The sequence below is a fragment of the Tenacibaculum sp. Mcav3-52 genome (genome assembly GCF_022347665.1).
GTDB lineage: Bacteria > Bacteroidota > Bacteroidia > Flavobacteriales > Flavobacteriaceae > Polaribacter > Polaribacter mesophilus.
On the sequence record NZ_JAKRGE010000001.1, the window covers coordinates 903673 to 929073 of the forward strand.

Annotated in this window: 23 protein-coding genes and 2 pseudogenes; 5 read left to right on the forward strand and 20 right to left on the reverse strand. The window is 31.4% G+C overall.

Translation table 11 applies throughout. The features are described 5' to 3' along the window. Positions 1-770: 770 nt before the first annotated feature. From MHM83_RS04225 to MHM83_RS04240, 4 genes are all read right to left on the reverse strand, one after another. Complete coding sequence (locus MHM83_RS04225) at positions 771-1424, reverse strand: AAA family ATPase (protein ID WP_167712454.1); 654 nt, start codon at positions 1422-1424, stop codon at positions 771-773. Beyond that, positions 1385-2017, reverse strand: coding sequence for a nicotinamide riboside transporter PnuC (gene pnuC, locus MHM83_RS04230; protein ID WP_239178520.1), 633 nt, complete (start codon positions 2015-2017; stop codon positions 1385-1387). The genes MHM83_RS04225 and pnuC overlap by 40 nt, the downstream gene beginning before the upstream one ends. Next, positions 2001-2261, reverse strand: a complete 261-nt coding sequence (locus MHM83_RS04235; RefSeq protein ID WP_125345427.1) for a hypothetical protein — start codon at positions 2259-2261, stop codon at positions 2001-2003. Before MHM83_RS04235 ends, pnuC begins: the two co-directional genes overlap by 17 nt. 176 nt (positions 2262-2437) lie before the next feature. Next, positions 2438-3064, reverse strand: coding sequence for a 4'-phosphopantetheinyl transferase family protein (locus MHM83_RS04240; RefSeq protein ID WP_239178522.1), 627 nt, complete (start codon positions 3062-3064; stop codon positions 2438-2440). Between the two features lie 62 nt (positions 3065-3126). On the opposite strand from MHM83_RS04240, the gene ahcY reads away from it, so the two are divergent. Continuing rightward, entirely contained in the window at positions 3127-4443 is a 1317-nt protein-coding gene (gene ahcY, locus MHM83_RS04245) for an adenosylhomocysteinase (protein ID WP_159616960.1), read from the forward strand. Between the two features lie 112 nt (positions 4444-4555). Here ahcY and MHM83_RS04250 read toward each other — a convergent pair whose 3' ends face one another. The 4 genes and pseudogenes from MHM83_RS04250 to MHM83_RS04265 all read right to left on the reverse strand — a co-directional run. Continuing rightward, positions 4556-5062: a ferritin gene (locus MHM83_RS04250; protein ID WP_073182560.1), complete on the reverse strand. Its 507-nt coding sequence runs from the start codon at positions 5060-5062 to the stop codon at positions 4556-4558. 82 nt (positions 5063-5144) lie between these two features. Next, the gene (locus MHM83_RS04255) at positions 5145-5438 is read right to left on the reverse strand and encodes a hypothetical protein (protein WP_073182561.1); all 294 of its coding nucleotides are present in this window, start codon (positions 5436-5438) and stop codon (positions 5145-5147) included. Positions 5439-5540: 102 nt separating this feature from the next. Further along, positions 5541-6548, reverse strand: coding sequence for a TlpA family protein disulfide reductase (locus tag MHM83_RS04260; protein ID WP_047790334.1), 1008 nt, complete (start codon positions 6546-6548; stop codon positions 5541-5543). 136 nt (positions 6549-6684) lie between these two features. Beyond that, positions 6685-7368: pseudogene (locus MHM83_RS04265) on the reverse strand (YifB family Mg chelatase-like AAA ATPase); the annotation flags it as partial. A gap of 18 nt (positions 7369-7386) precedes the next feature. Between MHM83_RS04265 and MHM83_RS04270 the strand changes: the two are divergent. The 4 genes from MHM83_RS04270 to MHM83_RS04285 are packed head-to-tail and all read left to right on the forward strand — an operon-like array spanning position 7387 to position 11801. Then, entirely contained in the window at positions 7387-8139 is a 753-nt protein-coding gene (locus MHM83_RS04270) for a TnsA endonuclease N-terminal domain-containing protein (protein WP_239178524.1), read from the forward strand. A 2-nt stretch (positions 8140-8141) separates the two neighbouring features. After that, a complete protein-coding gene (locus tag MHM83_RS04275; RefSeq protein ID WP_239178526.1) occupies positions 8142-9962 on the forward strand; it encodes a Mu transposase C-terminal domain-containing protein in 1821 nt (606 codons plus the stop codon). Positions 9963-9970: 8 nt separating this feature from the next. Then, positions 9971-10816 carry a TniB family NTP-binding protein gene (locus tag MHM83_RS04280; RefSeq protein ID WP_239178528.1) on the forward strand — a complete coding sequence of 282 codons (846 nt, stop codon included), beginning with the start codon at positions 9971-9973 and terminating at the stop codon, positions 10814-10816. Positions 10817-10820: 4 nt separating this feature from the next. Further along, positions 10821-11801, forward strand: coding sequence for a TniQ family protein (locus tag MHM83_RS04285; RefSeq protein WP_255724769.1), 981 nt, complete (start codon positions 10821-10823; stop codon positions 11799-11801). On the opposite strand, the gene MHM83_RS04290 is transcribed toward MHM83_RS04285, so the two are convergent. From MHM83_RS04290 to pabB, 12 genes and pseudogenes are all read right to left on the reverse strand, one after another. Then, positions 11784-13505, reverse strand: a complete 1722-nt coding sequence (locus MHM83_RS04290) for a hypothetical protein (RefSeq protein ID WP_239178532.1) — start codon at positions 13503-13505, stop codon at positions 11784-11786. The genes MHM83_RS04285 and MHM83_RS04290 overlap by 18 nt on opposite strands. A 76-nt stretch (positions 13506-13581) precedes the next feature. Beyond that, the gene (locus tag MHM83_RS04295) at positions 13582-15888 is read right to left on the reverse strand and encodes a S8 family peptidase (protein WP_239178534.1); all 2307 of its coding nucleotides are present in this window, start codon (positions 15886-15888) and stop codon (positions 13582-13584) included. Positions 15889-15952: 64 nt separating this feature from the next. After that, positions 15953-17041, reverse strand: a complete 1089-nt coding sequence (locus MHM83_RS04300; protein ID WP_239178536.1) for an AAA family ATPase — start codon at positions 17039-17041, stop codon at positions 15953-15955. Between the two features lie 174 nt (positions 17042-17215). After that, a complete protein-coding gene (locus tag MHM83_RS04305) occupies positions 17216-17560 on the reverse strand; it encodes a hypothetical protein (RefSeq protein WP_239178538.1) in 345 nt (114 codons plus the stop codon). 92 nt (positions 17561-17652) lie between these two features. Then, positions 17653-18279: pseudogene (locus MHM83_RS04310) on the reverse strand (magnesium chelatase domain-containing protein); the annotation flags it as partial. 39 nt (positions 18280-18318) lie between these two features. After that, positions 18319-18681: a hypothetical protein gene (locus MHM83_RS04315; protein ID WP_239178540.1), complete on the reverse strand. Its 363-nt coding sequence runs from the start codon at positions 18679-18681 to the stop codon at positions 18319-18321. A 32-nt stretch (positions 18682-18713) separates the two neighbouring features. Next, a complete protein-coding gene (locus MHM83_RS04320; protein WP_239178542.1) occupies positions 18714-19286 on the reverse strand; it encodes a DUF4126 domain-containing protein in 573 nt (190 codons plus the stop codon). A 78-nt stretch (positions 19287-19364) separates the two neighbouring features. Continuing rightward, the gene (locus MHM83_RS04325) at positions 19365-21329 is read right to left on the reverse strand and encodes a protein-disulfide reductase DsbD family protein (RefSeq protein ID WP_047790330.1); all 1965 of its coding nucleotides are present in this window, start codon (positions 21327-21329) and stop codon (positions 19365-19367) included. A gap of 25 nt (positions 21330-21354) precedes the next feature. Next, entirely contained in the window at positions 21355-22668 is a 1314-nt protein-coding gene (tilS, locus tag MHM83_RS04330; protein WP_159616922.1) for a tRNA lysidine(34) synthetase TilS, read from the reverse strand. Between the two features lie 11 nt (positions 22669-22679). After that, the gene (locus MHM83_RS04335; protein WP_239178545.1) at positions 22680-23504 is read right to left on the reverse strand and encodes an alpha/beta hydrolase; all 825 of its coding nucleotides are present in this window, start codon (positions 23502-23504) and stop codon (positions 22680-22682) included. After that, positions 23504-24016, reverse strand: a complete 513-nt coding sequence (locus tag MHM83_RS04340; RefSeq protein ID WP_239178547.1) for a hypothetical protein — start codon at positions 24014-24016, stop codon at positions 23504-23506. The genes MHM83_RS04335 and MHM83_RS04340 overlap by 1 nt, the downstream gene beginning before the upstream one ends. 66 nt (positions 24017-24082) lie before the next feature. After that, the gene (gene pabB, locus MHM83_RS04345) at positions 24083-25399 is read right to left on the reverse strand and encodes an aminodeoxychorismate synthase component I (protein ID WP_239178549.1); all 1317 of its coding nucleotides are present in this window, start codon (positions 25397-25399) and stop codon (positions 24083-24085) included. Positions 25400-25401 lie beyond the last annotated feature (2 nt).

The following is a 25401-nucleotide window of genomic DNA, read 5'->3' on the forward strand; positions in this document are numbered from 1 at the left end:
ATTCCTGTAAAAACAGGAGTTTCAAATATAAATAATCTATTGTTGTTTGTAAAGGGGGCTTAATAATCGAAGTAACTCTTATTGGTGAGAGTTGGGAACTTTAAAGGGTATTCGTAACTAGAATTAAGCAGATTTCTCGCTATCGCTCGAAATGACAAAACGTGCGTTATTTCGAAGGAGTGTGTGACTGAGAAACCGCAAGGTTCAGCGGAGCTAAATCTTATGGTTGAGTGTTGGGAACTATAAAGGGTAGTAGTTACTCTTATTGATGAGATTCCTCCTCCTTCGTCGTTCGGAATGACGTTCAGATTGTTTATTTCATGTTATAAATTAATAGTTGTCATTTCGAACTGTAGTGGAACGGAAGTGAGAAATCTTTTAGTTGGGTGTTGTGAGTTTTAAAGGGTAGTAGTTACTCTTATTAGTGAGATTCCTCCTCCTTCGTCGTTCGGAATGACGTTTAGGTTGTTTATATCATATCATAACAATTAATAACTGTCATTTCGAAGGAGTTTGCGACTGAGAAATCGCAAGGTTCAGCGGAGCTAAATCTCAAAGTTGGGTGCTGGGAGTTTTAAAGGGTATTCGTAACTAAAATTAAGCAGATTTCTCGCTATCGCTCGAAATGAAAAAACGTACGTCATTTCGAACTGTAGTGGAACGGAAGTGAGAAATCTTTTAGTTGAGTGTTGGGAACTATAAAGGATAGTAGTTACTCTTATTGATGAGATTCCTCCTCCTTCGTCGTTCGGAATGACGTTTAGCGATACTTACATATCATAATTAGGCGTGTCGGGTGATTGGTGCATGAAGTGCATGTCTAAATCGGTAAGGGTGTCGGAAAAAGAGTATAAGTTTTCTTTTTTTGTCAGTAATTCATCAATAATTTCGACTGCTTTTTTCAATCGAGTTTCTTTGTCTCCTTTTAACAACACATACGGACGGTTATATTTTTTCAACGCATTTTCAAAGGCTTTAAACATTTCCAAGCGTTGTTCGGGTCTGTCGCGTAAATCATCGGCCTCCCAAGGCGTATCGATATAGGTTAAAAAATAAATATCGTAAGTGTTTGCAATGGCAGCCTCGTCTAATTTCGGATCTACGAATCCGCCATAATACTCTTCAGAATATACTTTGGTTTCTAACAAATCGGTATCGCAGATCAGTACTTTATCCGCCTTTTTAGCCAATTCATTTTCCAAGTCCATTTGTCCTTCAGCAATGGGAATTAAATCGTGTTGCTCACAAGTTTTACGTTCGTTGTTCCACTTGTCTTGCAAGTATTCACGCGCAAATTCGGGAGCCCAAACGGTATTGTAATGACGTGCTAACTGACCAGAAAGTGTTGTTTTTCCTGTGCTTTCAGGTCCAAATAATACCACCTTTACAAGGTTGATGGGTTGTTGTGTAAGTGCTTTTTCCATGCTAAATATCCTGCAATTGCTATAAAGGTAAATAATAAATATTGAAAACTGGTAAAGGTAAATCCTTTGTAAAAGTAGAGAGGAACGGAGATAATATCACCAATAATCCAATAAATCCAGTTTTCTATTTTTCGTTTTGCCATGAGCCACATTCCTACAAAGAAAATGGCAGTGGTAACGGTGTCTACATAAGCTGTCCAGCTTGTCCATTTATCAAAAACGGTATACACAGCATAGACAAAAACCAAGGTGACTACAAATATGGCGACGCTTTGTTTTTTTTCTTTAGATGTTGTTCTAGAGATAGGAGTTACATGAGTGGCGTCTACTTTTCGTGTCCAGATATACCAACCGTATACACTCATAATAAAATAGTACCCGTTAATCATCATATCACCTAACAGTTCCCATTTTAATAGGAGGTACACAAAAATAGCAGTGCTTATCATCCCCGTAGGGAATACCCAAATTTTATTCTGTTTTGAATACCAAACGGATAAAAAACCAAAGATAACGGCGATAATTTCTAGCCAAACATCAATAGGGTTGTAATCAGCATACTGCCCAAAAAGGAAATCAAAAAGTTGGCTCATAATCGCTACGATCTGTTTTTACGATTTTCATGAACAGCAATCCGTTGTCAATCAATTCAAAAGCATTTTTTAATTCAGAAGTCACCAAATGCATCACAGTATCATAATCTCCATACACTTGTGTGCTTAAAGGGTTTTCTAATACGGTTAATCCCGAGGCTCTTAGTTTTTTGATGAAATTGATAATTGGTTCTTCAAATTCGTTCTGAAGCGGACTTAAGGTCAATTCTACGGATATTTTCATGGTTGTTCCTAATTAGAAAGATGCAAAGTTACTAAAGTTAAGTTGTTGTTGTGTGGGAAAGGTTTTTGGGAGGTTTTTGAGTGGCAAAGTTTTTTAGTTGCAGAGTTTCAAAGATGCAGAGCTTCAAAATCTCATAGTAGCAAAGTTACGAGGTTTTGGAGTTTCAGACTGGGTGTTTAACAAGCGCATACGCAGGTAAAGCCTTCCATTTCTAAAAAGTGGATGTCGTACTCAGAGGTTTGTCCTTCGTACAAGATTTTTCCTGTGGTTTGATTGGTGTCAAAAGAGAAATCTTCAATATAAATGTTCTCTAAGAAGAGCAATTTTTTCTTTCCATAGATTTTATACAAGCTTTCTTTGGCTCCCCAAACAATGGTTAATTTGCTTACCAAAGCATCGTGGTTGGCTATGGATTTGTATTCTTCTATAGGAGTGAATTTGTGTGCGATTTTTACAATTTTGTCGCGCTGCATTTCAATATCTATCCCCACAGGTTGTGTATCGGAAATAATAATTGCCGAAAAGGTAAATGAATGGGTGATTGAAATAAATTTGCCGTCTTTTAAGTGTGGTTTACCGTAGCCATCGTACAGTAAATCTTCATCGGTATAGCCAACTTCTTTTAGTAAATGGCGTACGCTCATAAAGCCTCTTTGGTGTAAATCGGACTTCATGCCGTTTACTCTTTGTTGATTTCCTTTTGTTAAAGAAACGCCGTTAGAAAGTTGTTCAAAAGATTCTTCAATCTTCCAAATCAATGCTTTAGCATGGTTGTTTACCGTTAATGTTTTGTAAAGAGGCATATTTTAGAAAGTTATTTCGTAATTTTGCGACTCAAATTTAAGATACATAAATATACAAAAATATGAGCACAAAAACCGCGACATATGTTCCTTACAAAGTTAAAGATATTTCTTTAGCTGATTGGGGAAGAAAAGAGATTGAATTGGCAGAAGCTGAAATGCCAGGGTTAATGAGTTTACGCGAAGAGTACAAAGATGAGCAACCTTTAAAGGGAGCAAGAATTGCAGGATGTTTACACATGACGATTCAAACTGCGGTTTTAATTGAAACATTACAGGCTTTAGGTGCTGAGGTTACTTGGAGTTCTTGTAATATTTTCTCTACGCAAGATCAAGCTGCTGCTGCTATTGCTGCTGCTGGAACTCCTGTGTATGCTTGGAAAGGTATGAACGAGGAAGAGTTTGATTGGTGTATTGAACAAACATTATTCTTTGGTGAAGATAAGAAGCCATTAAACATGATTTTAGATGATGGTGGTGATTTAACCAATATGGTTTTAGATAAATATCCTGAGTTAGCTCCTGGAATTAAAGGTTTATCTGAAGAAACTACTACAGGGGTACACCGTTTATACGAGCGTATGAAAAACGGAACGTTACCAATGCCTGCTATTAATGTAAATGACTCGGTTACGAAATCGAAGTTTGACAATAAGTACGGATGTAAAGAATCTGCTGTAGATGCAATTCGTCGTGCTACTGATGTAATGTTAGCTGGTAAAAGAGTAGTGGTTTGTGGTTATGGTGATGTTGGTAAAGGTACTGCGGCTTCTTTCCGTGGAGCTGGTTCTATCGTTACTGTTACTGAAATTGATCCTATTTGTGCGTTACAAGCTGCTATGGACGGTTTTGAAGTAAAGAAATTAGAAACTGTTGTAGGTAAGGCTGATATCGTAATTACTACTACTGGTAACAAAGATATCGTACGTTCTGAGCACTTCGAAGCAATGAAAGATAAGACTATCGTTTGTAACATCGGTCACTTTGATAACGAAATCCAAATGGCTTGGTTAAATGAAACATACGGTGATACTAAGGTTGAAATTAAGCCTCAGGTTGATAAGTACACAGTAAAAGGAAACGATATTATCGTATTAGCAGAAGGACGTTTAGTAAACTTAGGTTGTGCTACTGGTCACCCAAGTTTTGTAATGTCTAACTCATTTACAAATCAAACTTTAGCGCAAATCGAGTTATGGAATAATTCTGATGCGTATAAAAACGAGGTGTACATGTTACCAAAACACTTAGATGAAAAAGTAGCAAAATTACACTTAGCTAAGATTGGTGTAGAGTTAACTGAGTTACGTGAAGATCAAGCTAAATATATTGGAGTAACTGTAGAAGGTCCATACAAACCAGAACATTATAGATACTAGATTTAGATTATTATAGATTTGAGATTTGAGAATCAAGAATCAAGAATCAAGACACAAAAAATCCCGCAACATTGTTGCGGGATTTTTTTATGCTTTTTATAAACGTTTTGTTTTATTCAGTAGGAATGCGCTCATCAATCATTTTTAAAGGCATACCTTCCATTAAATCGATTAAGTCTAAAATGTCTCTTACTTTTTCTTCTTCTTCGGCTTGTTCTGTTACAAACCATTGTAAAAAGATTTCAGAAGTGAAATCGCCTACTTTTCTTGCAGTTTTAAATACGTGGTGAATAGATTTGGTAACTTCTATTTCTGCATCTAAAGAAGCTTCAAAAATAGCTCGTAAGCTTTCAAATTCGTGAGAAACTTCAGTAGCTACAGGTGACATTGCACTACCGCCATTATCGTTAACGAATTTAAAAATTTTCATCATGTGCTCTCTTTCTTCTTCCGCTTGCTTATAAAAGTATGCTGCACTATTTCTAAGTTCTCTTTGGTCGCACCAAGAGGCCATCGCTAAATACTTAGAAGAGGCTTGTTGCTCCATTGTTATTTGGTGGTTTAGCAAATCAACTACTTCCACGTCTAAAATCATGTCTCTTCTTATTGCTGTTTCCATAATATTTTGTTTAGTTTTAATACTATAAAGATACAGATTATAAGGCTTTAAAAAGAATGGAGTGCCTAATTTAAAGCTAGTCTTAGTAAAGGGTTTTCTGCTTAAAAACAGCTAAAAGAAGTTCTCGTAATTCTATAAGTTGAGGTACATCTAAGAATAATAAGTGTTTGTTGTCTGCTGCAAAAAGGAGTACGAAGTTATCACCGTCGATAATCGTTTCTAATGATTCGTACGAAGCGCGTTCTAATACTTTTTTCCTGAAGGCTAATAGTTGGCAGAAAGTAAAATCTATTACTTTATAGCCTAAATCTAGCTGGTAGCAGTTTCTGCCACCACAAGATACTTTAAACGATACATCTTCTGTTAAAAAATTCATTCCGCAAATATAATTATTTTTAATCAATCTAAAGAAGAATAATGTAAGGAATAAAAAAGCCCGCAAATTTGCAGGCTTTTTATTATAAAATGTCTTTTAAGACTAGATATTTAATGATTCAAATAACTCAACTAATTTAGGATTAGAAGGTCTTGGAGCATTAGAGTCTATAATCTTTCCTTCTGGATCTAATAAAATAAATCTTGGAATTCCTGATACTCTATACGCATCCATGAAAGCTTTATCTTCTTTAGCATATAATTGTACTCCTGATAATTCTTTATCAACAATCATTTTTTTCCAAGTTTCATAGTCTTTTTGTCTGTCAACAGAAATACTTACGAACTCGATGTTTTTATTGTGATATTTTTCTTCAACTTTCTTTAAGAAAGGAATTTCATTTTTACATGGTTGACACCAAGTAGCCCATAAATCGATATAAACATACTTACCTTTTAAATCATCTAAAGAAGTAGTACCACCAGCATTGTTTTCGTAATTAACAAACTTAGGAGATTCAGCGCCTTTAGCTAATTTTTTAGTAATGTATTGCTTGTCGTTATACATTTTAGTTAAGTAATTTTCTAAACCAGCAATACTTTGTTTTTGACTTGCTACAAAAGTAGAATCTAATGAGGCTCCTTCAAATCTTTTGTTAAAATCATCAACAAAATTAGAAACTTTAGATCTGAAGTCTAACTCTGGTAAATTCATTAATTCTTTATCTTCAAATAATTTCTTTTGCTCTAATGAAGCTTTAGCTAAAAAAGCACTTTCTTCAAAACCAACTCCTGTATAAGTTATAGTTTCGTCAAATTTTTTAGCATCAATCGTCATATTAATATCGGCTCCGTTTTTTAAGTATAAAGCAGTATATTCTTTACCATCAAAAAATCTGTAGAAACCATCTTTTACATTCATAGTATCTTTAAAAGTTCCATCCTCACCAACTTTAATTACTTTGTTGAATTTAAATTGAGGGTTAGAAATAGTAACTGTTTCAGAGTTTTTGTTGGTAATTTTTCCAGAAAAAGTCACATAATCTTTTTGTTTCTCTTTACATGAAACTAAGGCAATAGAAAATGCCAATAAGTAAACTAATTTTTTCATTAGGGTGTATGTTTAATTTTGCTGTTTAGCTTTTTAAATAAACGCCTAAATTAGTGATTTTATATGAAAGCACAATTTTTTAACATTTCACTAACTGTCTTAAAGTTGTATACTTTATTGAATTTTAACTTTATAATTATCCTAACCAACCTTCACGATCTAGACTTCTATACTGAATTGCTTCGGTAATATGTTCGGATAGTATATTTTCGGAAGAAGCTAAATCGGCAATGGTACGAGATACTTTTAAAATTCTGTCATAAGCCCTAGCTGATAGGTTTAACTTTTCCATGGCCACTTTTAATAAGCTTTTACTTTCTTCTGATAATTTACAAAATTCACGAATTTGCTTTACATTCATTTGTGCGTTGTAATGAATGTTTTCAAGGTTTTTAAATCTAGTTGTTTGTATTTCACGAGCAAGGGTAACTCTTTTTCTAATATCTACACTACTTTCTCCTTTTCGTTCATCAGAAAGCTTATCAAAAGGTACTGGTGTTACTTCAATGTGGATATCGATTCTGTCTAACAAGGGACCAGAAATTTTGCTTAAATAACGTTGCATTTCGGCAGGAGAGGAGGTAACCGGTGAGTCGGGATTGTTGAAATATCCAGAAGGACTCGGATTCATACTAGCAACTAACATAAAACTACTAGGGTAGTTTACGGTAAAACGCGCACGTGATATAGTAACTTCTCTATCTTCTAAAGGTTGACGCATTACCTCTAAAACGGTACGCTTAAATTCGGGAAGTTCATCTAAAAATAAAACACCATTATGTGCCAAAGATATTTCTCCAGGTTGTGGATATTGTCCTCCTGTAAAAAACAGGACTAGATGATAAAAAACACTACAAAAACCAGAGAAATATTACATAAGAAAATGATAAATTCTTATCTTGACGATGAGTTTTATTCATTTTTTACAGAAGAAGCGATAATTAGTTTGAAAAAAGCAAGGAGAATTGGACTAAAAAATTTTAGCCTATCTGGAAATATTGTGAGTCTCAAGATGAATGATTTAATTTCATTTGAGTCTTCTTTAGAAAGAGATTATATTCATTTACTTGAATTTAATTCTTCTGTGGTTACTTATAGTGAGCAACCGTTAAAAATATTTTTTTCTGTCGGAACTAAAAAGTATTACTATGTTCCTGATTTCTATGTAAAATTTAATGACGGAAGAAAGGATGAGATAATTGAAGTAAAGTATAAGGATGATTTAGAAAAGAATAAAAGTAAATATCAAAATAAGTTTAAGGCTGCAAAATTATTTTGTGAATCAAATAATATGAAATTTAGAGTTATTGATGAGACACAAATTAGAACAACACAATTAATTAATTGTAAGTTCTTGTTACCGTATAGAAGAATAAAGAACGGTATAGATTATTTAGATGTAGTTATTTTAGAGGAGAGAATTAAACATTTTGAATTTGCGACACCCAAAAATATTATTAATGACTCTTTTTTTTCTGAAGATAGAAAGGCAGAGTTGCTTTACACATTATGGTATATGATTGCAAATGACATGGTGAGTGTTAATTTAGATAAAAAGATAACGATGAATTCTCAAATTAAAGTTTTATAGAAATGGCTAACTTTTTTATATCTAAAGGAGAAAAGGTGGTTTATAATGATGTTGAATCTGTGATTGTTAGAATAGTTGATTTGGATACAGTCATGATTGAAGAGGTTCACTCTAATATTATTAGAACAGTAAAGATATATGAATTAAAACCTTTTCAAAATTTTTTACCAGACAAGCCAGTATATGAAATCAAAACTTTGTCTGAAGAAAAATGGGATATTGCTCAAAGAAGATATGAGATAATTGAACCTATATTAAAAGTAAAAAAAAAGAGGGGGTTAATACAATTAGCGTCAAGAGAAAATGGTGTTAGTGTACCTACAATTTATAGGTGGATAAAGTTGTATAATGATACAGGGCTTGTATCCTCTTTATTGGGTAAAGAGAAGTCGGGCGGTAAAGGAAAAAGTAGATTAGTACCAGAAGTAAACGATATTATTAATAAAACGATTGATGAAGTTTATTTAAATTCTTCAAAAAAATCAATAAATAAAACTATAAGAATCATACATCAAAGATGTATGGATAAGGGAGTAAAGAGACCTCACTCAAATACAATAAGAATGAGGATTAAAAACCTTTCAGAAGAACTGAAATTAAGAAAAAGGTACGGAAATAAAGAAGCTAAATATAAGTATGAACCACATAAAGGACATTTTCCTGGAGCAGACTATCCTCTTTCTGTTGTACAAATAGATCACACGGTCGTTGATATTATTTTAGTTGATGAACAAAATAGAAATCCTTATAAAAGACCTAGTATAACTGTGGCAATAGATGTGTATAGTAGAATGGTTTTGGGTTTTTATCTTTCTTTTGAAACACCAGGAGCTCATGGAACAGGTTTATGCATTGCTCATTCCATTTTACCAAAGGATTTATGGATGAAAAGAATAGGAGTAGAGGAGGAGTGGCCTTGTTGGGGGGTAATGAATACCATACATGTTGATAATGCAAAAGAGTTCAGAGGAGAGATGCTGAAAAAAGCGTGTTTTAATTACGGTATTAATCTTGAATTTAGACCACCAGCTACTCCTCATTGGGGAGGGCATGTAGAAAGATTGTTAGGAACTTTCTCAAAAGAGATTCATAATCTCCCAGGAACTACTTTTTCTGATATAAAGAAAAGAAAGAATTATAACTCTAAGGAAAAGGCGTCTTTCACATTAAAAGAGTTTGAAAAATGGTTAACGATATATATTACTAAAATTTATCATAATAAAATACATTCGTCTATTAATATGTCTCCACTTCAAAAGTTTAAAGAAGGGGTTTTTGGTAATGAAAATCAATTAGGAAGAGGTTTACCTAAGAAAATAGTAGATGAAAGAAGGTTAAGGTTAGACTTTATGCCTTATTATGAAAGAAGTATACAGGAGTATGGCATTGTTATAAATCATATTTATTATTATGATGAAGTTTTAAGAAGGTATATTCATAGTGTTAAAGGAAAAGAAAAGAGGAAGTTTTTGTTTAGGAGAGATCCGAGAGATATAAGTGTTGTTTATTTTTATGATCCAGAACTAAAAGAATACTTTGAAATCCCTTATAGAAACACTTCTTTACCTCCAATTTCTATTTGGGAGTATAAAGATATACTAAGGGTTTTGAGGAAAAATAAAATAGAATTAAATGAAGAAAAGATATTTGAGTCTTATAGAGAGTTAGATAAACTAGAACAATTAGCTGTTAGGGAAACAAAAAAGGTTAAAAAGTTACCTAATAAAAAAAAGAGGTCAATTTTTGTAGAAAATAAAAATTTGAATGAATTTAAAATTGAAAATATAAAGCCATTTGATGATTCTGATGATATTTTTAATTAATAAATTATATGGATAAAGAAGATAAAATTAGAATTATAAGGGAGCAGAAGTGGATAAATTATAGTGATGCAGTAGATATAATTAAAGAACTCAATGATTTAAAGAGCTATCCCAAGTCTTCAAGAATGCCAAATATTCTTTTAGTAGGAGATTCAAATAATGGAAAGACAGCATTAATAGAAAAATTCATCTCATTAAATCCAGCCACGTTTTCTGAAGAGAATAGTGAAATGGAATGTTCTGTTGTTGCTGTACAAGCACCACCAGAACCAGATGAAAGAAGGTTTTATAATTCAATATTAGAAAAATTATTGGCACCATATAAGATTTCTGAAAAGCTAGATGCAAGACAGATGAGAGTGAAAAATTTATTAAAGAAGTTAGATGTAAAGATTTTAATAATAGATGAAATACATCATGTATTAGCAGGTGCTCCAACTAAACAGAGGAAATTCTTAAATGTGCTTAAGTTTTTGTCTAATGAGTTAAAGATATCTCTGATTTGTGCTGGAACTAAAGATGCATTCAATGCTATACAAACTGACCCTCAGTTATCTAATCGTTTTAGTCCAAGGGTTCTTAAAAGATGGGGGTTTAATAATGAATATAAAAGACTTCTTTTAAGCTTTGAATCCAAACTTCCTTTAAAAGAACCTTCTCATTTTATTGAGGATGGTTTTGCTCAGAAAATATTAGCTTTAAGTGAAGGGTTGATTGGGGAAATATCAAAAGTTATAGAGTTAAGTGCGATTTATGCTATAGAAAACAATTTTGAAAAAGTAACTCCAGATATGTTAGATAAAATTAGATATGTACCTCCTTCAGACAGAAAGAAGGTGATTTACAAGCTTTGATGTTTTGGTCTATATTGAATCTTTAAATAAAAGTATATGGCCATTTTTTTTAAAGCCATTTGAAGAGGAACTATTTTCAAGTTGGGTATATAGAATGTCTTTAGAGTGTGGCATAAAACCAATTCCATTTACTAATTTTTGTTTTGGCAGGCAACGACCTTTTTGGAATAGAGATATAGATTTAATTATTCCTGAAGACATTATCAATAGGATATTAAACTGTACTCCTCTTTCTAGAAAAGAGATTCTGAAGATGTCTCTTGAAAGCTATTCAGGATATGCATTTGAAAAGTTAAAATTAAATAGTTACAATCAAAACATTGGTTTGTTGGGGATTACACATAGGAAAAGAAAGAGGTTTGGTCTAGCGTACTGTCCCAGCTGTATTGAAAATAATTATTATAAAACGTCATGGCGCCTTTTAACATCTTTAGTTTGTTTGGAGTGTGAGCAATGTTTAATTGACAGATGTCCAAGTTGTTATAGTTCGATATCGTTTCATAGAATTAATGTAGGCATAAGGAAAAAAATTACAAAGGCATTATATTATTGCTCTGTATGTAATTATGATTTGAGAAAAGCAAAGAGAAATAACAAGCCGACGAATGAAGAATTGAATTATCAATTGTTTATAAATGATACTATTTCAAAAGGATATAATAATATATCAAGTTATTCTTTTACATATATAAAAGTACTCTTGATGTTAGGTAGTAAGCTTAAAACATCTAATAATTTGAATCAGTTTAAAATAAACTTTCAAGATTTTTATAATATAACAATACCAAGTAAAAAAAAGATGTTTAATCTTTTACCTATTGATACAAGAAGATTAATTCTTGTCAAGGTTAATAAAATGCTTATGGATTGGCCTAAGACTTTTATAGAAGTGTATAATCTTAAAAAGTTTAATAATTCTCACTTGGTAGATAATTTAGAAAAAATGCCATATTGGGTATATTATCGATTAAAGTTTAAGCGCTAACAAGATCCTTTTGAGTAATCTTTCTTTTAGTTTATTAGTGATATGTTCGATAGGCTGGTAGACGACAAAACCATAGGGTTTGAAAGTTTCTTCTTTGCTAACTGGAGACCATCTTAAATTTTGATCAGTTATCATTTTCTTAATAAAAAAGTTTAATCTGTTATGTTCAATCTTTGCAAAGTTTATATCAGAGAAAAAAGCAGAATAAGACCCTGTTCCTTTGTCGAAATAGTAAAAATTTCTCCCCTCATCAATTATTCTAAAAAGAAGGAATTTAAAAAGTTTATTTGTGCCTGGGGGGCTAATTGATAAAACACTATAGTTGATCTTATCATCATAGTTTTCATAACTAATTTCGGTATTTCCAGAGTTTAACTTTATGAAATAACCTTTGTATCCTTTTTCATTACATATTTCACCTAAAGTTTTGATTATGAATTTATTCCAGTCTATTAAATTGTATAAGGTTAACTCTGTGTCAGTTTTCGTTATACCAGATTCTTTAGTGTGACCAAACATATTAGAAGTTCCTCCTGAGTAATCTTTTCCTTTAATTATTTTTCCTAAAAGGTATTTGTTTTTATTAGAGTCTTTTGGTTGGACTTCATTTTCAGGGATAGTATAAAAACTATAATCTTTTTTCTCTTCTTCAATTATGTCATATGTTTCAGACGATTGATCAGAGTAATCATTATCGTTGTTTGTTTCTATAGATTGATAACTATTTAAAACCTTATCTTTGGTATATGTGGTGGAGTTATCTTCATATTTATTAGCTGTTCTTGTGTCGTTTAGTACAGAGACTATTATTTTATCTGTATTAAAAAATGATTGATTTTCCAATGGTTCAGCTCCAATAATTCTATAACCTAGAAAAATATTATTGCTTATAAATTGACCTGCAACTTTAAAATTAATATCAAAAGAGAAAGGAATTTTTGATTTGAAGTATACTCTATTTTCTCCATTTTTAATCTTAATTAGATGGTTTGTTCTTAATTCATTAAGAGCACTTAAACCTGAGTTGTTATTTGTGAAAAAATATCGGCCATAGTATAGTGCTTGTTGTTTCTTGATTTCTAATCTATTTTGTGAAATCATTCCGATTTTTTTGCCATCGATCATTTCATTTCCGATATACTTTACGTTTTCAGATATAATATTGGATATGATATGATTATTTAGTTTCGTTGAGTGGGAGAAGAAAAAGAAATCATTAATCAATTGTAATGGTATAATTATATCGATTAAGTTACCATTTATATTTTGAGTTTTCTTATAATAGTAGGCAGATTTCAGTTCTCCAAAAATTGGAGGAATAGGGTATTTTGCTTTTGAAAAAATATTAAAAATTCCACTATCTTTAAAATTATTATTATTTAGAATAACATTGATATTGTTTAAGCCTAAAGAATCATCTTTTGGGATATTTAATAGTTTTCCTTCGTTGTTAAATATACTTCCTAGAACAAATTTACTAGAGCTAGCAGATAGGGATTTTACTTTTAATATAGTGCCAAAATTTCCGTAGCTATAATTTATTGGGTATTCTTCATTAGGAACATTTCTTAGCCATAGATGAGAGAAAAATGTGTCCTCTTTGAGGAAGTTTTTCCCTTTCCAGAAAAGACTCCATTTTGTAAAACTATATTCTTTTTTTAAATTTTCTTTTGCTTTTCTAAAATGCGTTTTTGGTAAGTTCAAATCTGTAAATTTTACATACAATAGATAAAGAAAAGTGCCTTCTATTTGCTAAAGACACTTTTCCAAATTATAAGTTTTATTCTTTTCCTTGAACATTAATTCTAATATTCTCTCTTAATTTTATATTTGAATGAATAAAGTTTCTGTTAGCTAGAAGTCTAGAAACTTCGTTGTAAACTTGATGCTCAGATTTGGTATCTCTAATTGTTACTATCAAAGTAAAATCTTGGTTTAATACTTCTCCATCTTCATCAGCTAAAGTTTCAGCAAAGTTTCTGTATTCACCTTTAATTCTTGCAAACCATTTTCTATTACCCTCTAAACTATCTCTTTTTCTTGCGGGAGTCATTTCATCCAGATTTACTGAATATTTTTTTATGGGTTGGTATTTCTTACCGTAATTAAGTAAAACTCTTTCTCTTGCATAATCACTAGTCGTGTCTTTTTTGAAAGCAGCACCATAATTTGAATCTAGCATTACATTTTTAGGATCATTTGGTCCTATAGGGTTTAATATATTAGATTTTGTAGTATCTCTGTTTTTTATATCATCATATGTTCCGAATTGGAGTTTTAGATTAGACTGGCAATATTCAGCTCCTTGTGTTTCTCTTAAAACAGGCTGAGAAACCAAGGTAACTTTTATTTCCCCATAAAAATAACCATCATCGTCAACTAAGCTTTCAGGGAAAGGAAAATCTAAAATTTCAATGAACTCTCCTTTATTAATATTTTCTTGTAGAATTAAAGTTATTTCATGAGGGTCGTTATAGATTATTTCGTCGGCGGAGTCAGGTATGCCAAACCCCATTTGTTTAACTTTATCATTCATTTGTAGTTTAATTCCTTGAGGGTATTTTGCTGAATGAATTGCTAATGCTTTTAATAGTGTTGGGTTAAATTCCTCTTGTATTTTAAAATTAAGTTCAGAAAGTAAAGAAGTGATTCTTGGTGTTGAAAAACTAGTTCCTATCATTTTAACTAGACTTCCATCAGGTGCTATTGTATTAACCCCATTTTGAATAACTCTTCCATTCATAACTCCTGCATTACCTCCATAAGACATTAAATCTGGCTTAATGCTATTTGAAGGACCTGGTCCAATTCGAGAAAAAGGTGAGGGATGGTAAGTTTCAGATAGGTCAATTTCGTTTTTAGTATGAGCTACAGAACCAACAACTAAAGATCTCATAGAATCCCCAGATTTAGCTACTCTTGCTTTAGGGAATCCATATTTAAAATTGTTACAATTACCTATAGATTTACAAATTAATATATCATTAACTAATTGGATATCATCTAAAGCTTTACCAAAATCAGAAAAATCATTAATGTCAGCTTCAGAAGAAGTTCCTAAGGATAAATTCCAAATTTTAATTTCTCTATTATTAGAAATAGCATCTCTAATGTTTTCTATTAATTCATCTTCATGAATAGTCTCTTTTTTGTCGTCTGGGAACACTGCAGCATCAAATAGCATACACCCTGAATTGCCTGTCCATTTTTTGTTTTCTAATTGATCTCCATAGACTATTAAACTAGATACGCAAGTGCCATGAAATGTGTCTTTGAATTCTTCAGGGTAAGAAGAGTGACTCTTGTTTAATAACCATGGCTTTAGATACTTGTTTTTAGATATTCCAGAATCCAAAACTCCAATAATAGGGTAGCTGATGCCTTCTTTAGGGGTTTTTATGTCTAGGTCTTGATTAGCTTCTATAAAATCTAGTCCAACTGAATACTTAGGCATAAGTGTTATTGATTCAAGAGCTTCAAAATCACTTAAACTATCTAAGTCAACTTTTGTGGCGTTTTGAATTTTAAAAATTATTAATCCAGTGCAATAATTTGTTTCTTTAACTATTAACCCTTTTTCTTTACAGAACTTTTTAAAAGATAATTTTATAGCTTCATTAAGTTCATAATCTAAATAATCAATTAATGAAACTTTAATTGTTTTTTCGTCTTCAATATCAACTATAAATGGCTTGAAAACTTCTATTGATTCTACTGCAGAAATCCCCAGAGTATTTTTATCATAGTTCTTTATATTCTTTTGTATCGAAATAATATCCTCTCTATTATTGACTTTTACAATGGCGCTATTAGATTCAATAAAACCAATTATATTGTTTTTTGAACTTTGATTGTCAAAAAGCTTTTGAATATCTACTCTGTATGATTTTGCTATTGCTTCATCATTAATATCAACGCGAATCGTTGCGGGGATAAAGCTTCTAGTATGTTCTCTGTTTTCAAAGTAATCTTGTAAATTTTCTATGGAGTTAGCTAAGTCTAAGGATCTTGCTGCTAATTCTTCTCCAAAAAGTTGCCATTTAGGTGTGTTTTTGCCTCCTCCCCCTTCAACTCTTCGATCATCCATTTTTTGTCTTTTTTGAAAGAGTTTAACGGGTAAATTTTTCTTTGCCATTTTTTTTAAGATTTATTTATTCTACATTAATTGCGTTTCTAACTTGTCTAATAGAAATATCTAAAAAGCCTGCTATATGTTTTTGAGAGATATTACTCTCACTTAAAAAGCGAATCAATTCTTCTGTTGTATATCTATTATTGTTATTGTATTTGAAATATTCGGTAAGGATATCATAATGCTCTAAAGTTCTATTCTTTATAATTGAATTGTAATAAGAGCTATTTATTATTTTTATAATTTCAGAGTGAGATAATCCTAGAAAATTAGCTAATAAAGCATCATATTTCTTGTCATTTACATCGATATCTGATTCTATTCTTTTTAAGTAGGTTTCTACCAATGTTTTTATCTCTAAAGAATCGGGTTTATTGACATTGATTATTTTCTCAAACCTTCTCCAAATAGCACTATCAAGTAGTTGCTCGTGATTTGTTGCAGCAATCAAAATACCTGTTTCTAAAAAATCATCTATATTTTGAAGTAAGCTATTAATTACTCTTTTAAGCTCTCCTGTTTCATGATTGTCGTCCCTAGCTTTTGCAATAGCATCGAATTCGTCTAAAAAAAGAATACAGGGCTTATTTTTAGCGTAGTCAAAAAGCTTTCTTATGTTTTTTGCTGTATTACCTAATAGGGAAGAAATTAAGGAGTCAAAACGAGCAATAACGATTGGTATTTCTAGTTCTTTGGCAATATGTTTAGCTAGGGTTGTTTTACCACAACCCGGAGGCCCATACAATAACATCGACAAATTAATATGAATTCCCTTGTTGTTTATTTCATTTTTAGAGTTCACTAATGAAATAAAATTGTCAATTGGATCCTTTACGCTGTCAGATATATTAATTTCTAGTTTTATATCTTGGGGTAGAATTATGTCGGCTATATTTAGCCTTGTGTCATTGTCTACAGGAGCGTCGAAAAGCTGATCTTTATAGACGGGGAAGCTAGTCGAAGCTTCTAAGGTGGAAGTTATTTTGTTAGCTAGTTTATCTGCTCCATCATCCTTTAATTTTTTTGCTAAATGCTTAGAGTAACTAATAACTTTATTTTTGTCATTATTTAATCCCCCTTCGATTATTTTTATTAATTCTGTATACATGATTGTCTTTAGTGTTGTTTTCTTGATATCAAATATACTAAAAACGTAATTAAAAATACATAAATCGTTATAAAAATACGAAAAAACGTATTTTTTTACATATGAGTGTTGTTGTTTTGTCTTTTTTTGTTAGAAATCAATGGCTTATCTTGATGTGCTTAAATAAGAAAAAGATTATAATCTTGAGAAGTCATAATGAAGAAGGTTTTTAGTTTCCTTACAGTTAGTTTCAATAACTTCAAATTCAATAGTTTTACCGATGTATATTTTTGAAACTATTTGATACCAACCTGAAGACCATTTTTCAAGTAGTTCTTCAGTTATATTCAAAATATATGGATAGTCATTTATCCAGAGTTCTTCATTGTCTAGCCATATAACTTCCCCTAGACTTAAATTCATGGCAAATTCAATGTCTAACTCTAGGGGGAAATCATCTAAGTTATTGAAATCTTTATGGTTAGGTAGTAGATGGTGTGATGTCTTATCAATAATCTTAGCATTTTCTATATACTTCATAATAATTGTTTGTGTTTATGGTTGTGTTTTTTCTCAAATACTTTTGTATTTTTATTATATACTTCTGTAATTTATTATTTGCTTTAAGAATTGACATCCATGCAACGTTTTATAGATTCTTGTCCTTTTACATCAGCAAAATCAAACTCAGGAAAGTCAATGTGCTTGTAAAATTCAGCGCGGGTGTCAACGGTTGTAGGTTCAATTAGTTTGTTACCATCAAAATGGTTTATAACTTCCATAATATTGTCTACCCCAAGAACATTTAAGTCATTAACTATAGCAGCCTCTTTGGCATTTTCTTTTGGAAGGATAAAGTGTTTAAATCCTTCTTTACGAGCCTTAATAGCAATAGGTAGAGCTCCTTTTATAGGTTGTAAACTTCCATCAAGAGAAAGTTCTCCCATAATAATATATTCATCAATCTGTTCTGATTTTATTTGATTGGAGGCAGCCAAAATACCAATAGCTAAAGTTAAATCGTAGGCAGCACCTTCTTTACGAATATCGGCTGGTGCCATGTTAATAATGATTTTCTTTCCAGGGAGTTTGTAACTGTTATTAGCTAAAGCGGCAGAGATTCGATACGAACTTTCACTTACAGCTTTATCGGGTAATCCAACTAAATGATATCCTATACCTTTATCAATATTAACTTCAACAGTAATTGTGGTTGCTTCAATACCAAAAACAGCACTTCCATAGACTTTTACTAGCATATTTTTCTCTTTTCGCTAAAGATAGAGAAAAAATAAAACTTATTGTAATTGCATTTGCTGTGGACTCCAATGAGTTGGATCATTCTTTTTTAAGAACCCTTTTAAAAGGTTGTTATTTTGATAATCTATATAGTCATCATAAATAAAAGAAGTAGGTTTTTTATTTAGTTTATCAAATGGAATAGAGAAAGAATTGTTATCAATGTCTTGTTGATATACAATAAAAAAAGATAATCCATTTAAATCTAAATTTTTATTAACTGTTGATGAATCATAAAAAGTAGAATAGGTATTGGAGAAAGTATAAATACTTCCAGGGGTCTTCTCTTTTTTCTTAATTTCTTGCGCTGAAGTAGAAAGTATGACGGTAATTAAAAAGATGGTAGTAATATTATTTTTCAAAAAAGTTAGATTTATAAAAATAACACCAATAATTATACCTTTTTTGATTTAGAAAAAATGTATTTAAACATTTTACGTATACTAATAAAAATCAAAATAACTAGAATAATAGCCAGTATAGGAAAAAAAATAGAAAATGCAGACATAACTAACGAGGTGCCTGTTTCTACGGTTGAAATAATTGGATTGGCAACTCCTCCAGTTGTTGCTGTAGAAGTAAGTCGAGTAGAAGCAGCAGTGCCCTTTATAGCTGATGCTGTTCCGCCACCAGCAATAATTGCTAAAGCCCAAGTAATAACTGGTGATAAATCTGCCACAGTTGAAACCATTACTGCAGTACCTGCAATTGCGGCTAACGGAACAGCTATGGTATCGAGTAAGTTGTCAAACCAAGGAATATAATATGCAAATATTTCTAATATTGTAGCTACACCTAATGCTATAATAGTAGGGGTACTTGCTACCCACAGCCAGTTTTCATTTAATGGAATAACATTGTAATATCCTGCTAAGCTTAACGTAAATAGAGGTAAAAATACTCTAAACCCTACGGAAGCAGCTAAGCCAATTCCTAAAAATATGCTGATAATAGTTTCCGGTGTCATATATTTTTTATTGAAAGATATAAAAAAAGCCTCTTTTTTAAAAAAGAGGCTTTTAAATATATAATATTTATATTATAATTAGTTAGAGTTAAATCTATCTAAACCAGTTTTTAACCAATTATAGTATGTTCCGTGATCTGTATATTGTTGAGGTGAGTTTAATATTTCAAGTTCAGGACTCATTAGTACATAAAATGGTTGAGAAGCTGTTTTAAAGTTAGCAGACTGGAAAGTAGCCCATTTATCACCATAGGTTCTAATTCTTTTTACTTTCCCATTAGATTTAATAAAATCAAATTGCTCTTCTTCTGGTAACATTCTTTGATGATCATCAACATATAATGAAATTAATACATAATCATCATTTATTAATGAGTAGATATCTGGTTGACTCCATATGTTTTCTTCCATTTTACGACAGTTAACACATGCCCATCCTGTAAAATCTAATAAAACAGGCTTGTTAACAGATTTTGCGTAAGCTATACCTTCATCAAAATCTTTAAAACAGTTTAAGTTTAAAGGACATTGATTGTCTTTTTTGTATATACTATGGAATTTAGGTGGAGCAAACCCACTTAATAATTTATTTTGACTCCAAGAAGGGTTTTCCATTACACCAGGAGCTAAGTATACTGCTAAAGCTAAGGCTCCAATTCCTACTAAAACTCTAAATAAGGTCATTTTACCATACCTTTTTCCTATGAAACCAAATAAGTACAGTGCTAAAAGGAACGCAATTAAAGCCCATATTCCAATAAAAATTTCTCTTTTTAGTATTCCCCAGTGTCCTACTAAATCAGCATTTGATAAGAATTTAAATGCAAAAGCTAATTCAATAAATCCTAAAACAACTTTAACAGTATTTAACCATCCACCAGATTTTGGTAACGTGTTTAACCAGTTAGGGAACATCGCAAAAAGAGCAAAAGGTAAAGCTAATGCTAAACCAAAACCAACCATACCTACAGATAATTGCATTGCTCCTCCACTTAATGATCCTGCTAATAATGAACCTAAAATAGGTCCTGTACAAGAAAATGATACAATAGCTAAAGTTAATGCCATGAAGAAAACTCCAAGAACGCCTCCAACATTTGAAGCGCTATCTGCTTTATTACTCCAAGAACTAGGTAGTGTTAATTCATAAAAACCGAAGAATGAACCTGCAAAAAATATTAGTATTACAAAGAAAAATAGGTTTAACCATATGTTTGTTGAAATACTATTTAATATTTCAGGATCTAAAGTATCTAAGAAATGAAAAGGAAGACTTATTAAACCATAAATTAATACGATGAAAAAACCGTATAGGATAGCGCTACCAACACCTTTTCCTCTTTTTTCTGTACGTTTTGTGAAAAACGATACAGTTAAAGGAACCATTGGAAATACACATGGAGTTAGGAAAGCTAATAATCCACCAACAAAACCTAATAGGAAAATATTTAAAAGACTATTATCTTCCTCTTCTTCACCAGTATTTGTGTCTGTTGAGCTTTTTAATAAAATTGTATTTTTTAAGTCTAAATTTAAAGTTTGAGATAGTTCTTTACTTTTGTCATCAACTTCAGCAACTGTTTGTGCTACTTTTTCACCTGTTAAAGAAAATGTAAAATCTTCATCAAAAGGTAAACAGTATTCTTTACAAACTTGGGCATCAAGATTTAATGTAACTTTTGTTAAAGTTGAGTCTGAAACAGTAATTCTTTGAATTAACTTACCTTCGTCAACAAAGAAGATTTCATCTTTTCCCCAGATTTCACTAAACTGAGTTTCTGTTTCACTTTCTTTTGCTTTACCATTTAAGGTATATCCAGATTGTCCTTCTGCTGGTGCAATTGTCATAGGTAGTGAAGCATCTTCAGGGTTATATTGAGAATATAAATGCCAGTCTTCAGCAATTAACACGTCAAAAATTAAGTCGTACTCAGTATCAGAGATTTTCTCTACCTTAGGAGTAACAACTACGGGGTTATCGTCAGATTGAGAATAAACCGCTAAACCTATGAATAATAAAAATAGAGTAAAGAATTTTTTCATTCTATATGTAGTTTGATGGGGTTAATTAAATACTAATTTTTAATAGTTTGGTTGTTTTTTCTGTTGGTAAAAAGCGTCTATCTTGTCGTTTTCCTACTATCCAAATAACTTCGTTTTTACTAGAACAGAGCAACCAAATTTTATTTTTGTTTACAATTGATATTTTTTCGTCTTTAAAATATTTACTTACTTTTTTTCGACCTATCATTCCTTTAGGATAAAAAAAGTCGCCGGATTTCCACCGTCTGAGTTTTAGAGGGAAGTTAAGAAGTTCATAATCAACATAAATGTTTTCTTTATTAATGTTAGTTTTTTTTAGAACTTTTTTTAGTTGCAGCTTTATCGGTGCTGTAATTTCTTTGTTTTCCTCCCTAATAATGAAATATTCCTTTTCAAAGGAACTTTTTTCATTAGTGCGTAAAAGTAATAAAAAATCTCTGTCTTTCAACAAAGTATAAAATTTTGTTAAAATCTGCTTGCCAGATTGTGCATAAATCAAGTTGTAAACATCGTTCCATTCCGTGAATTTATAGGACTTTAGCAGCTGGTAGAGGTATGCTTTTGGGTTGGATAACTTTAACAGTTTTTCAATATTTATTTTTAATAAATCTCCCTCTTTTGAGACAATTTCATGGGTAATGTCCGCTATTTTATCATCAATAATTTGTTGAGACTCTTTTAAATGATCAATTGTTTTATTGAAGTTTTTTAAAACGCTGTCATTCAATTCTTTTAGTGTAGGTACAATCTGGTGGCGTATTTTATTTCGAAGATATTTGGTTTCTGAATTACTTTCATCTTCACGCCATTCAATATTATTGTTTTGGGCAAAGGTTATAATCTCTTCACGAGAAAAAATAAGTAAAGGTCTAATGATATTTTTATTAATTGGAGGAATTCCTGTTAAGCCTTCTAAACCAGTACCTCGAGAGAGATTAATTAAAAATGTCTCTAAATTATCATCAGCATGATGGGCTGTTAATATATAATCAAAATTATTTTCTTTACTTAGGGAGTCAAACCAACTGTAACGTAACTCTCTTGCTGCTAGTTGTGTTGATAATTTATTTTTAGTAGCATATTCATTAGTGTTAAAGCGTGTTGTAAATGTTTGAATGTTCAAACTTTTTCCTAATTCTTTAACAAAGAGTTCATCTAAATCACTTTCTTTTCCTCTTAGTTGAAAATTACAGTGTGCTAACGAAATATTAAATTGTAGTTGATGTAAGAGGTGTGTTAGTACCACACTATCAACTCCTCCAGAAATAGCAATTAGTAACTTTTTTTCTTTTAAAAAAGAAAATTGTTCGTCAATATGTTTTGCTAATTGTTGGAGCATGTGAATAATAATTATTGTAATTGAGTGTTTAGCCAGCTTACAACATCTTGTAGCATTTCTTCTTTACATAAGTCATTTTGTAACTCATGATATCCTCCTTCGTATAGTTTTATACTAGCTTTAGGCGTATTGTTAGCAAAAGCCTCCGTGCCTTTATAATCAATAATTTTATCGCCTGTACCGTGTAATAGTAACATTGGTGTTTTTAAAGAAGGTGCATTTTCAATAGCCCATTCACCAGCATCAATAAAGGATAAAGAAAAATTAGGGCTCACCTTATCATGAACTAATGGGTCATTACTATACTTTTCAACTTCAACAGGATCACGAGATATATCGTTAGCATCTAACTCATTTCCTAAAGTCACTGAGGGAGCTATTTTTTGCATTACTTTTCCTAACGAAAGTTTCCAAGCAGGTGGCTGAAAAGCTAAACGTAAAAAAGGACTGGTAGCTATAACACCGTTTAGATGATGTTTTTCTCTAAGCGTGTAATTAATTACAGTGTTGCCTCCCATAGAGTGCCCATATAAAAACGTAGGTTTATCACCAAAAACCTCTTTAGCTTTATCAATTAGTTTAGTTACACTTTCTAATACATAGTTGTAACCTGGGTTGTGTCCTCTTTTTCCTATTGTTTTTCCATGGCCAAAGTGATCAAAAGCAATTACCCCCAAATTATTATCGGTTAGTTTTTTTGCAACATGTTTATACCTTCCAGAATGTTCTCCCATTCCGTGAACAATTACCACTATGGCTTTTACAGTTTCTGGTTGCCAATACTGACCAAAAAACTCAGTTTTATGAAAATTGAATGTGAATGTATGGTGTGTCATTAGTCTCTTGTAATGTTTCCGTCTTCTAAAATATTAAAAATAATAGTAGAAGGAGAGTCAGAAATATATTCAACTAATTCAATACTATTTTTATTAAGAGTAGAGGTGGTTTTTAACATTCCTTCCGCAATTTCGTCATAAGCCAATACTTGACTATTAATTATATTAAATTGTTTATCGTAAGTTACCAGCATAGAGATTAACTCAGTATTATTTGGATAGAAATAATATACTACTGATTGAAAGCTTTCTGATATTTTTGGGAGATAGGAAACACCAATTTTAGCATTCTCTTCATCTAATTGCTCTTCAAAAATTGAAGGAAGTTTTAAAAGCTCTTGTTGTGGTTTTGTTAATAATTTACCCTCTACATGATTGCTAAAGTTTGTGCTATCAACCAAAGGAACATTTTTAGTAGGATAGTCGTTTAAAAACGAATACTTGTTTGCTTTACAAGACGTCATTGATGCAATAATAGCAACGAATAGTATAAGTTTAATTGTGTTTTTCATTTCTTTATTTTTTGTAATAGTTTTTTGATTAGAAATACTTTTTCTGAGTATTTGCTATAAATATAGTTAACTTTTGTTAGTGTGAGTTAAAACATATTTCATAGCCTTGGCTTTGAGTAAACATTCTTCATACTCCTTTTCTGGAGTAGATTTTGCTGTAATAGCCCCACCAACTGAGTATGAAACGTATTTGTTCTCGGAATTGTATAAAATACTTCGGATAACTACGTTAAAATCGAAGTCGCCATTTGGAGTAAAATAGCCGACTGTACCAGAGTATAGGCCACGTTTGGTTTCTTCTAGGTCTTCAATAATTTTCATGGCGGAAATTTTTGGAGCTCCGGTCATACTTCCCATTGGAAAAGTATCTTTAATTACATCAACTGGGTGTGTGGTGTTTTCAATTTCTGAAACTACGGTAGAAATCATTTGATGTACTTGCTTAAACGAATATACTTTACATAGTTCTTCTACTTGGACACTTCCTTTTTTAGCTGTTCTTGATAAGTCGTTACGAACTAAATCTACAATCATAATATTTTCTGACCGTTCTTTTTCATCACGAGCTAAATCGAACGCAATTTTTTCGTCTTCAATCGGATTGATTAAACGTTTTGCGGTTCCTTTTATAGGTTGCGAAATAATTTTTGAACCTTCTTTTCGCAAATAGCGTTCTGGAGTTGCCGATAGTAAATAATGATTGTCGTTTCTAAAAAACGTTGCAAATGGAGGTTCCGATATTTTGTTTAACTGTGTGTATACTCTATAGGGATTTATAGCTGTGTTTTCTGCATAGAATTCTTGACAAAAGTTAGCTTCATAAATATCTCCTCTATGTATATGTTCTAATACTTTTTCTACTTTTTGATGGTATTCATCTTTATGGATACGTAATTTTATTTTTACTTCATCTGTTTCTTCTTGTTGATAATTATCAATAGAAGGGTTCGTTTCAATGATATCTTCAAAATCTTCTTCTAACTCATCATCAATCATTTGTAAATAATGAAATTCAACAGTATTTCCTTTGATGAATAGTAGTTTTTGAGGCTGAAAAAAATACAAGTCAGGAAAATGAAGTCCGTCAAAATTCTTAGAAGTTAGTTTTTCTACATTATTTTTAACATCGTAACTAATGTAACCAAAGATGTAATCTTTGGTGAAAGACTGATATTCTTTTAGTTTATCAAAAGCATTATAGTAATCTGTTTTAATAGAAGTAAACTCTTCTACAGCTAAAGCACAATCGAAAGAGCTATATTGTTGCTCGTAATTGTTAGAATCTAGCCAAATAGCTGTTTCAAATTGTTTAGCCCAAACAAACAGTTTTTGCTTGAAGAGCTCAGGGGTGTCTATAGAAAAAATACGGACGGTTCTTGACATCG

Bases quoted from the DNA above. Each gene is read 5' to 3' on its own strand.
- MHM83_RS04225 (WP_167712454.1), bottom strand. From the start codon at position 1,424: ATGGAAAAAGCACTTACACAACAACCCATCAACCTTGTAAAGGTGGTA.
- pnuC (WP_239178520.1), bottom strand. From the start codon at position 2,017: ATGAGCCAACTTTTTGATTTCCTTTTTGGGCAGTATGCTGATTACAAC.
- MHM83_RS04235 (WP_125345427.1), bottom strand. From the start codon at position 2,261: ATGAAAATATCCGTAGAATTGACCTTAAGTCCGCTTCAGAACGAATTT.
- MHM83_RS04240 (WP_239178522.1), bottom strand. From the start codon at position 3,064: ATGCCTCTTTACAAAACATTAACGGTAAACAACCATGCTAAAGCATTG.
- ahcY (WP_159616960.1), top strand. From the start codon at position 3,127: ATGAGCACAAAAACCGCGACATATGTTCCTTACAAAGTTAAAGATATT.
- MHM83_RS04250 (WP_073182560.1), bottom strand. From the start codon at position 5,062: ATGGAAACAGCAATAAGAAGAGACATGATTTTAGACGTGGAAGTAGTT.
- MHM83_RS04255 (WP_073182561.1), bottom strand. From the start codon at position 5,438: ATGAATTTTTTAACAGAAGATGTATCGTTTAAAGTATCTTGTGGTGGC.
- MHM83_RS04260 (WP_047790334.1), bottom strand. From the start codon at position 6,548: ATGAAAAAATTAGTTTACTTATTGGCATTTTCTATTGCCTTAGTTTCA.
- MHM83_RS04270 (WP_239178524.1), top strand. From the start codon at position 7,387: ATGATAAAAAACACTACAAAAACCAGAGAAATATTACATAAGAAAATG.
- MHM83_RS04275 (WP_239178526.1), top strand. From the start codon at position 8,142: ATGGCTAACTTTTTTATATCTAAAGGAGAAAAGGTGGTTTATAATGAT.
- MHM83_RS04280 (WP_239178528.1), top strand. From the start codon at position 9,971: ATGGATAAAGAAGATAAAATTAGAATTATAAGGGAGCAGAAGTGGATA.
- MHM83_RS04295 (WP_239178534.1), bottom strand. From the start codon at position 15,888: ATGGATGATCGAAGAGTTGAAGGGGGAGGAGGCAAAAACACACCTAAA.
- MHM83_RS04300 (WP_239178536.1), bottom strand. From the start codon at position 17,041: ATGTATACAGAATTAATAAAAATAATCGAAGGGGGATTAAATAATGAC.
- MHM83_RS04305 (WP_239178538.1), bottom strand. From the start codon at position 17,560: ATGAAGTATATAGAAAATGCTAAGATTATTGATAAGACATCACACCAT.
- MHM83_RS04320 (WP_239178542.1), bottom strand. From the start codon at position 19,286: ATGACACCGGAAACTATTATCAGCATATTTTTAGGAATTGGCTTAGCT.
- MHM83_RS04325 (WP_047790330.1), bottom strand. From the start codon at position 21,329: ATGAAAAAATTCTTTACTCTATTTTTATTATTCATAGGTTTAGCGGTT.
- tilS (WP_159616922.1), bottom strand. From the start codon at position 22,668: ATGCTCCAACAATTAGCAAAACATATTGACGAACAATTTTCTTTTTTA.
- MHM83_RS04335 (WP_239178545.1), bottom strand. From the start codon at position 23,504: ATGACACACCATACATTCACATTCAATTTTCATAAAACTGAGTTTTTT.
- MHM83_RS04340 (WP_239178547.1), bottom strand. From the start codon at position 24,016: ATGAAAAACACAATTAAACTTATACTATTCGTTGCTATTATTGCATCA.
- pabB (WP_239178549.1), bottom strand. From the start codon at position 25,399: ATGTCAAGAACCGTCCGTATTTTTTCTATAGACACCCCTGAGCTCTTC.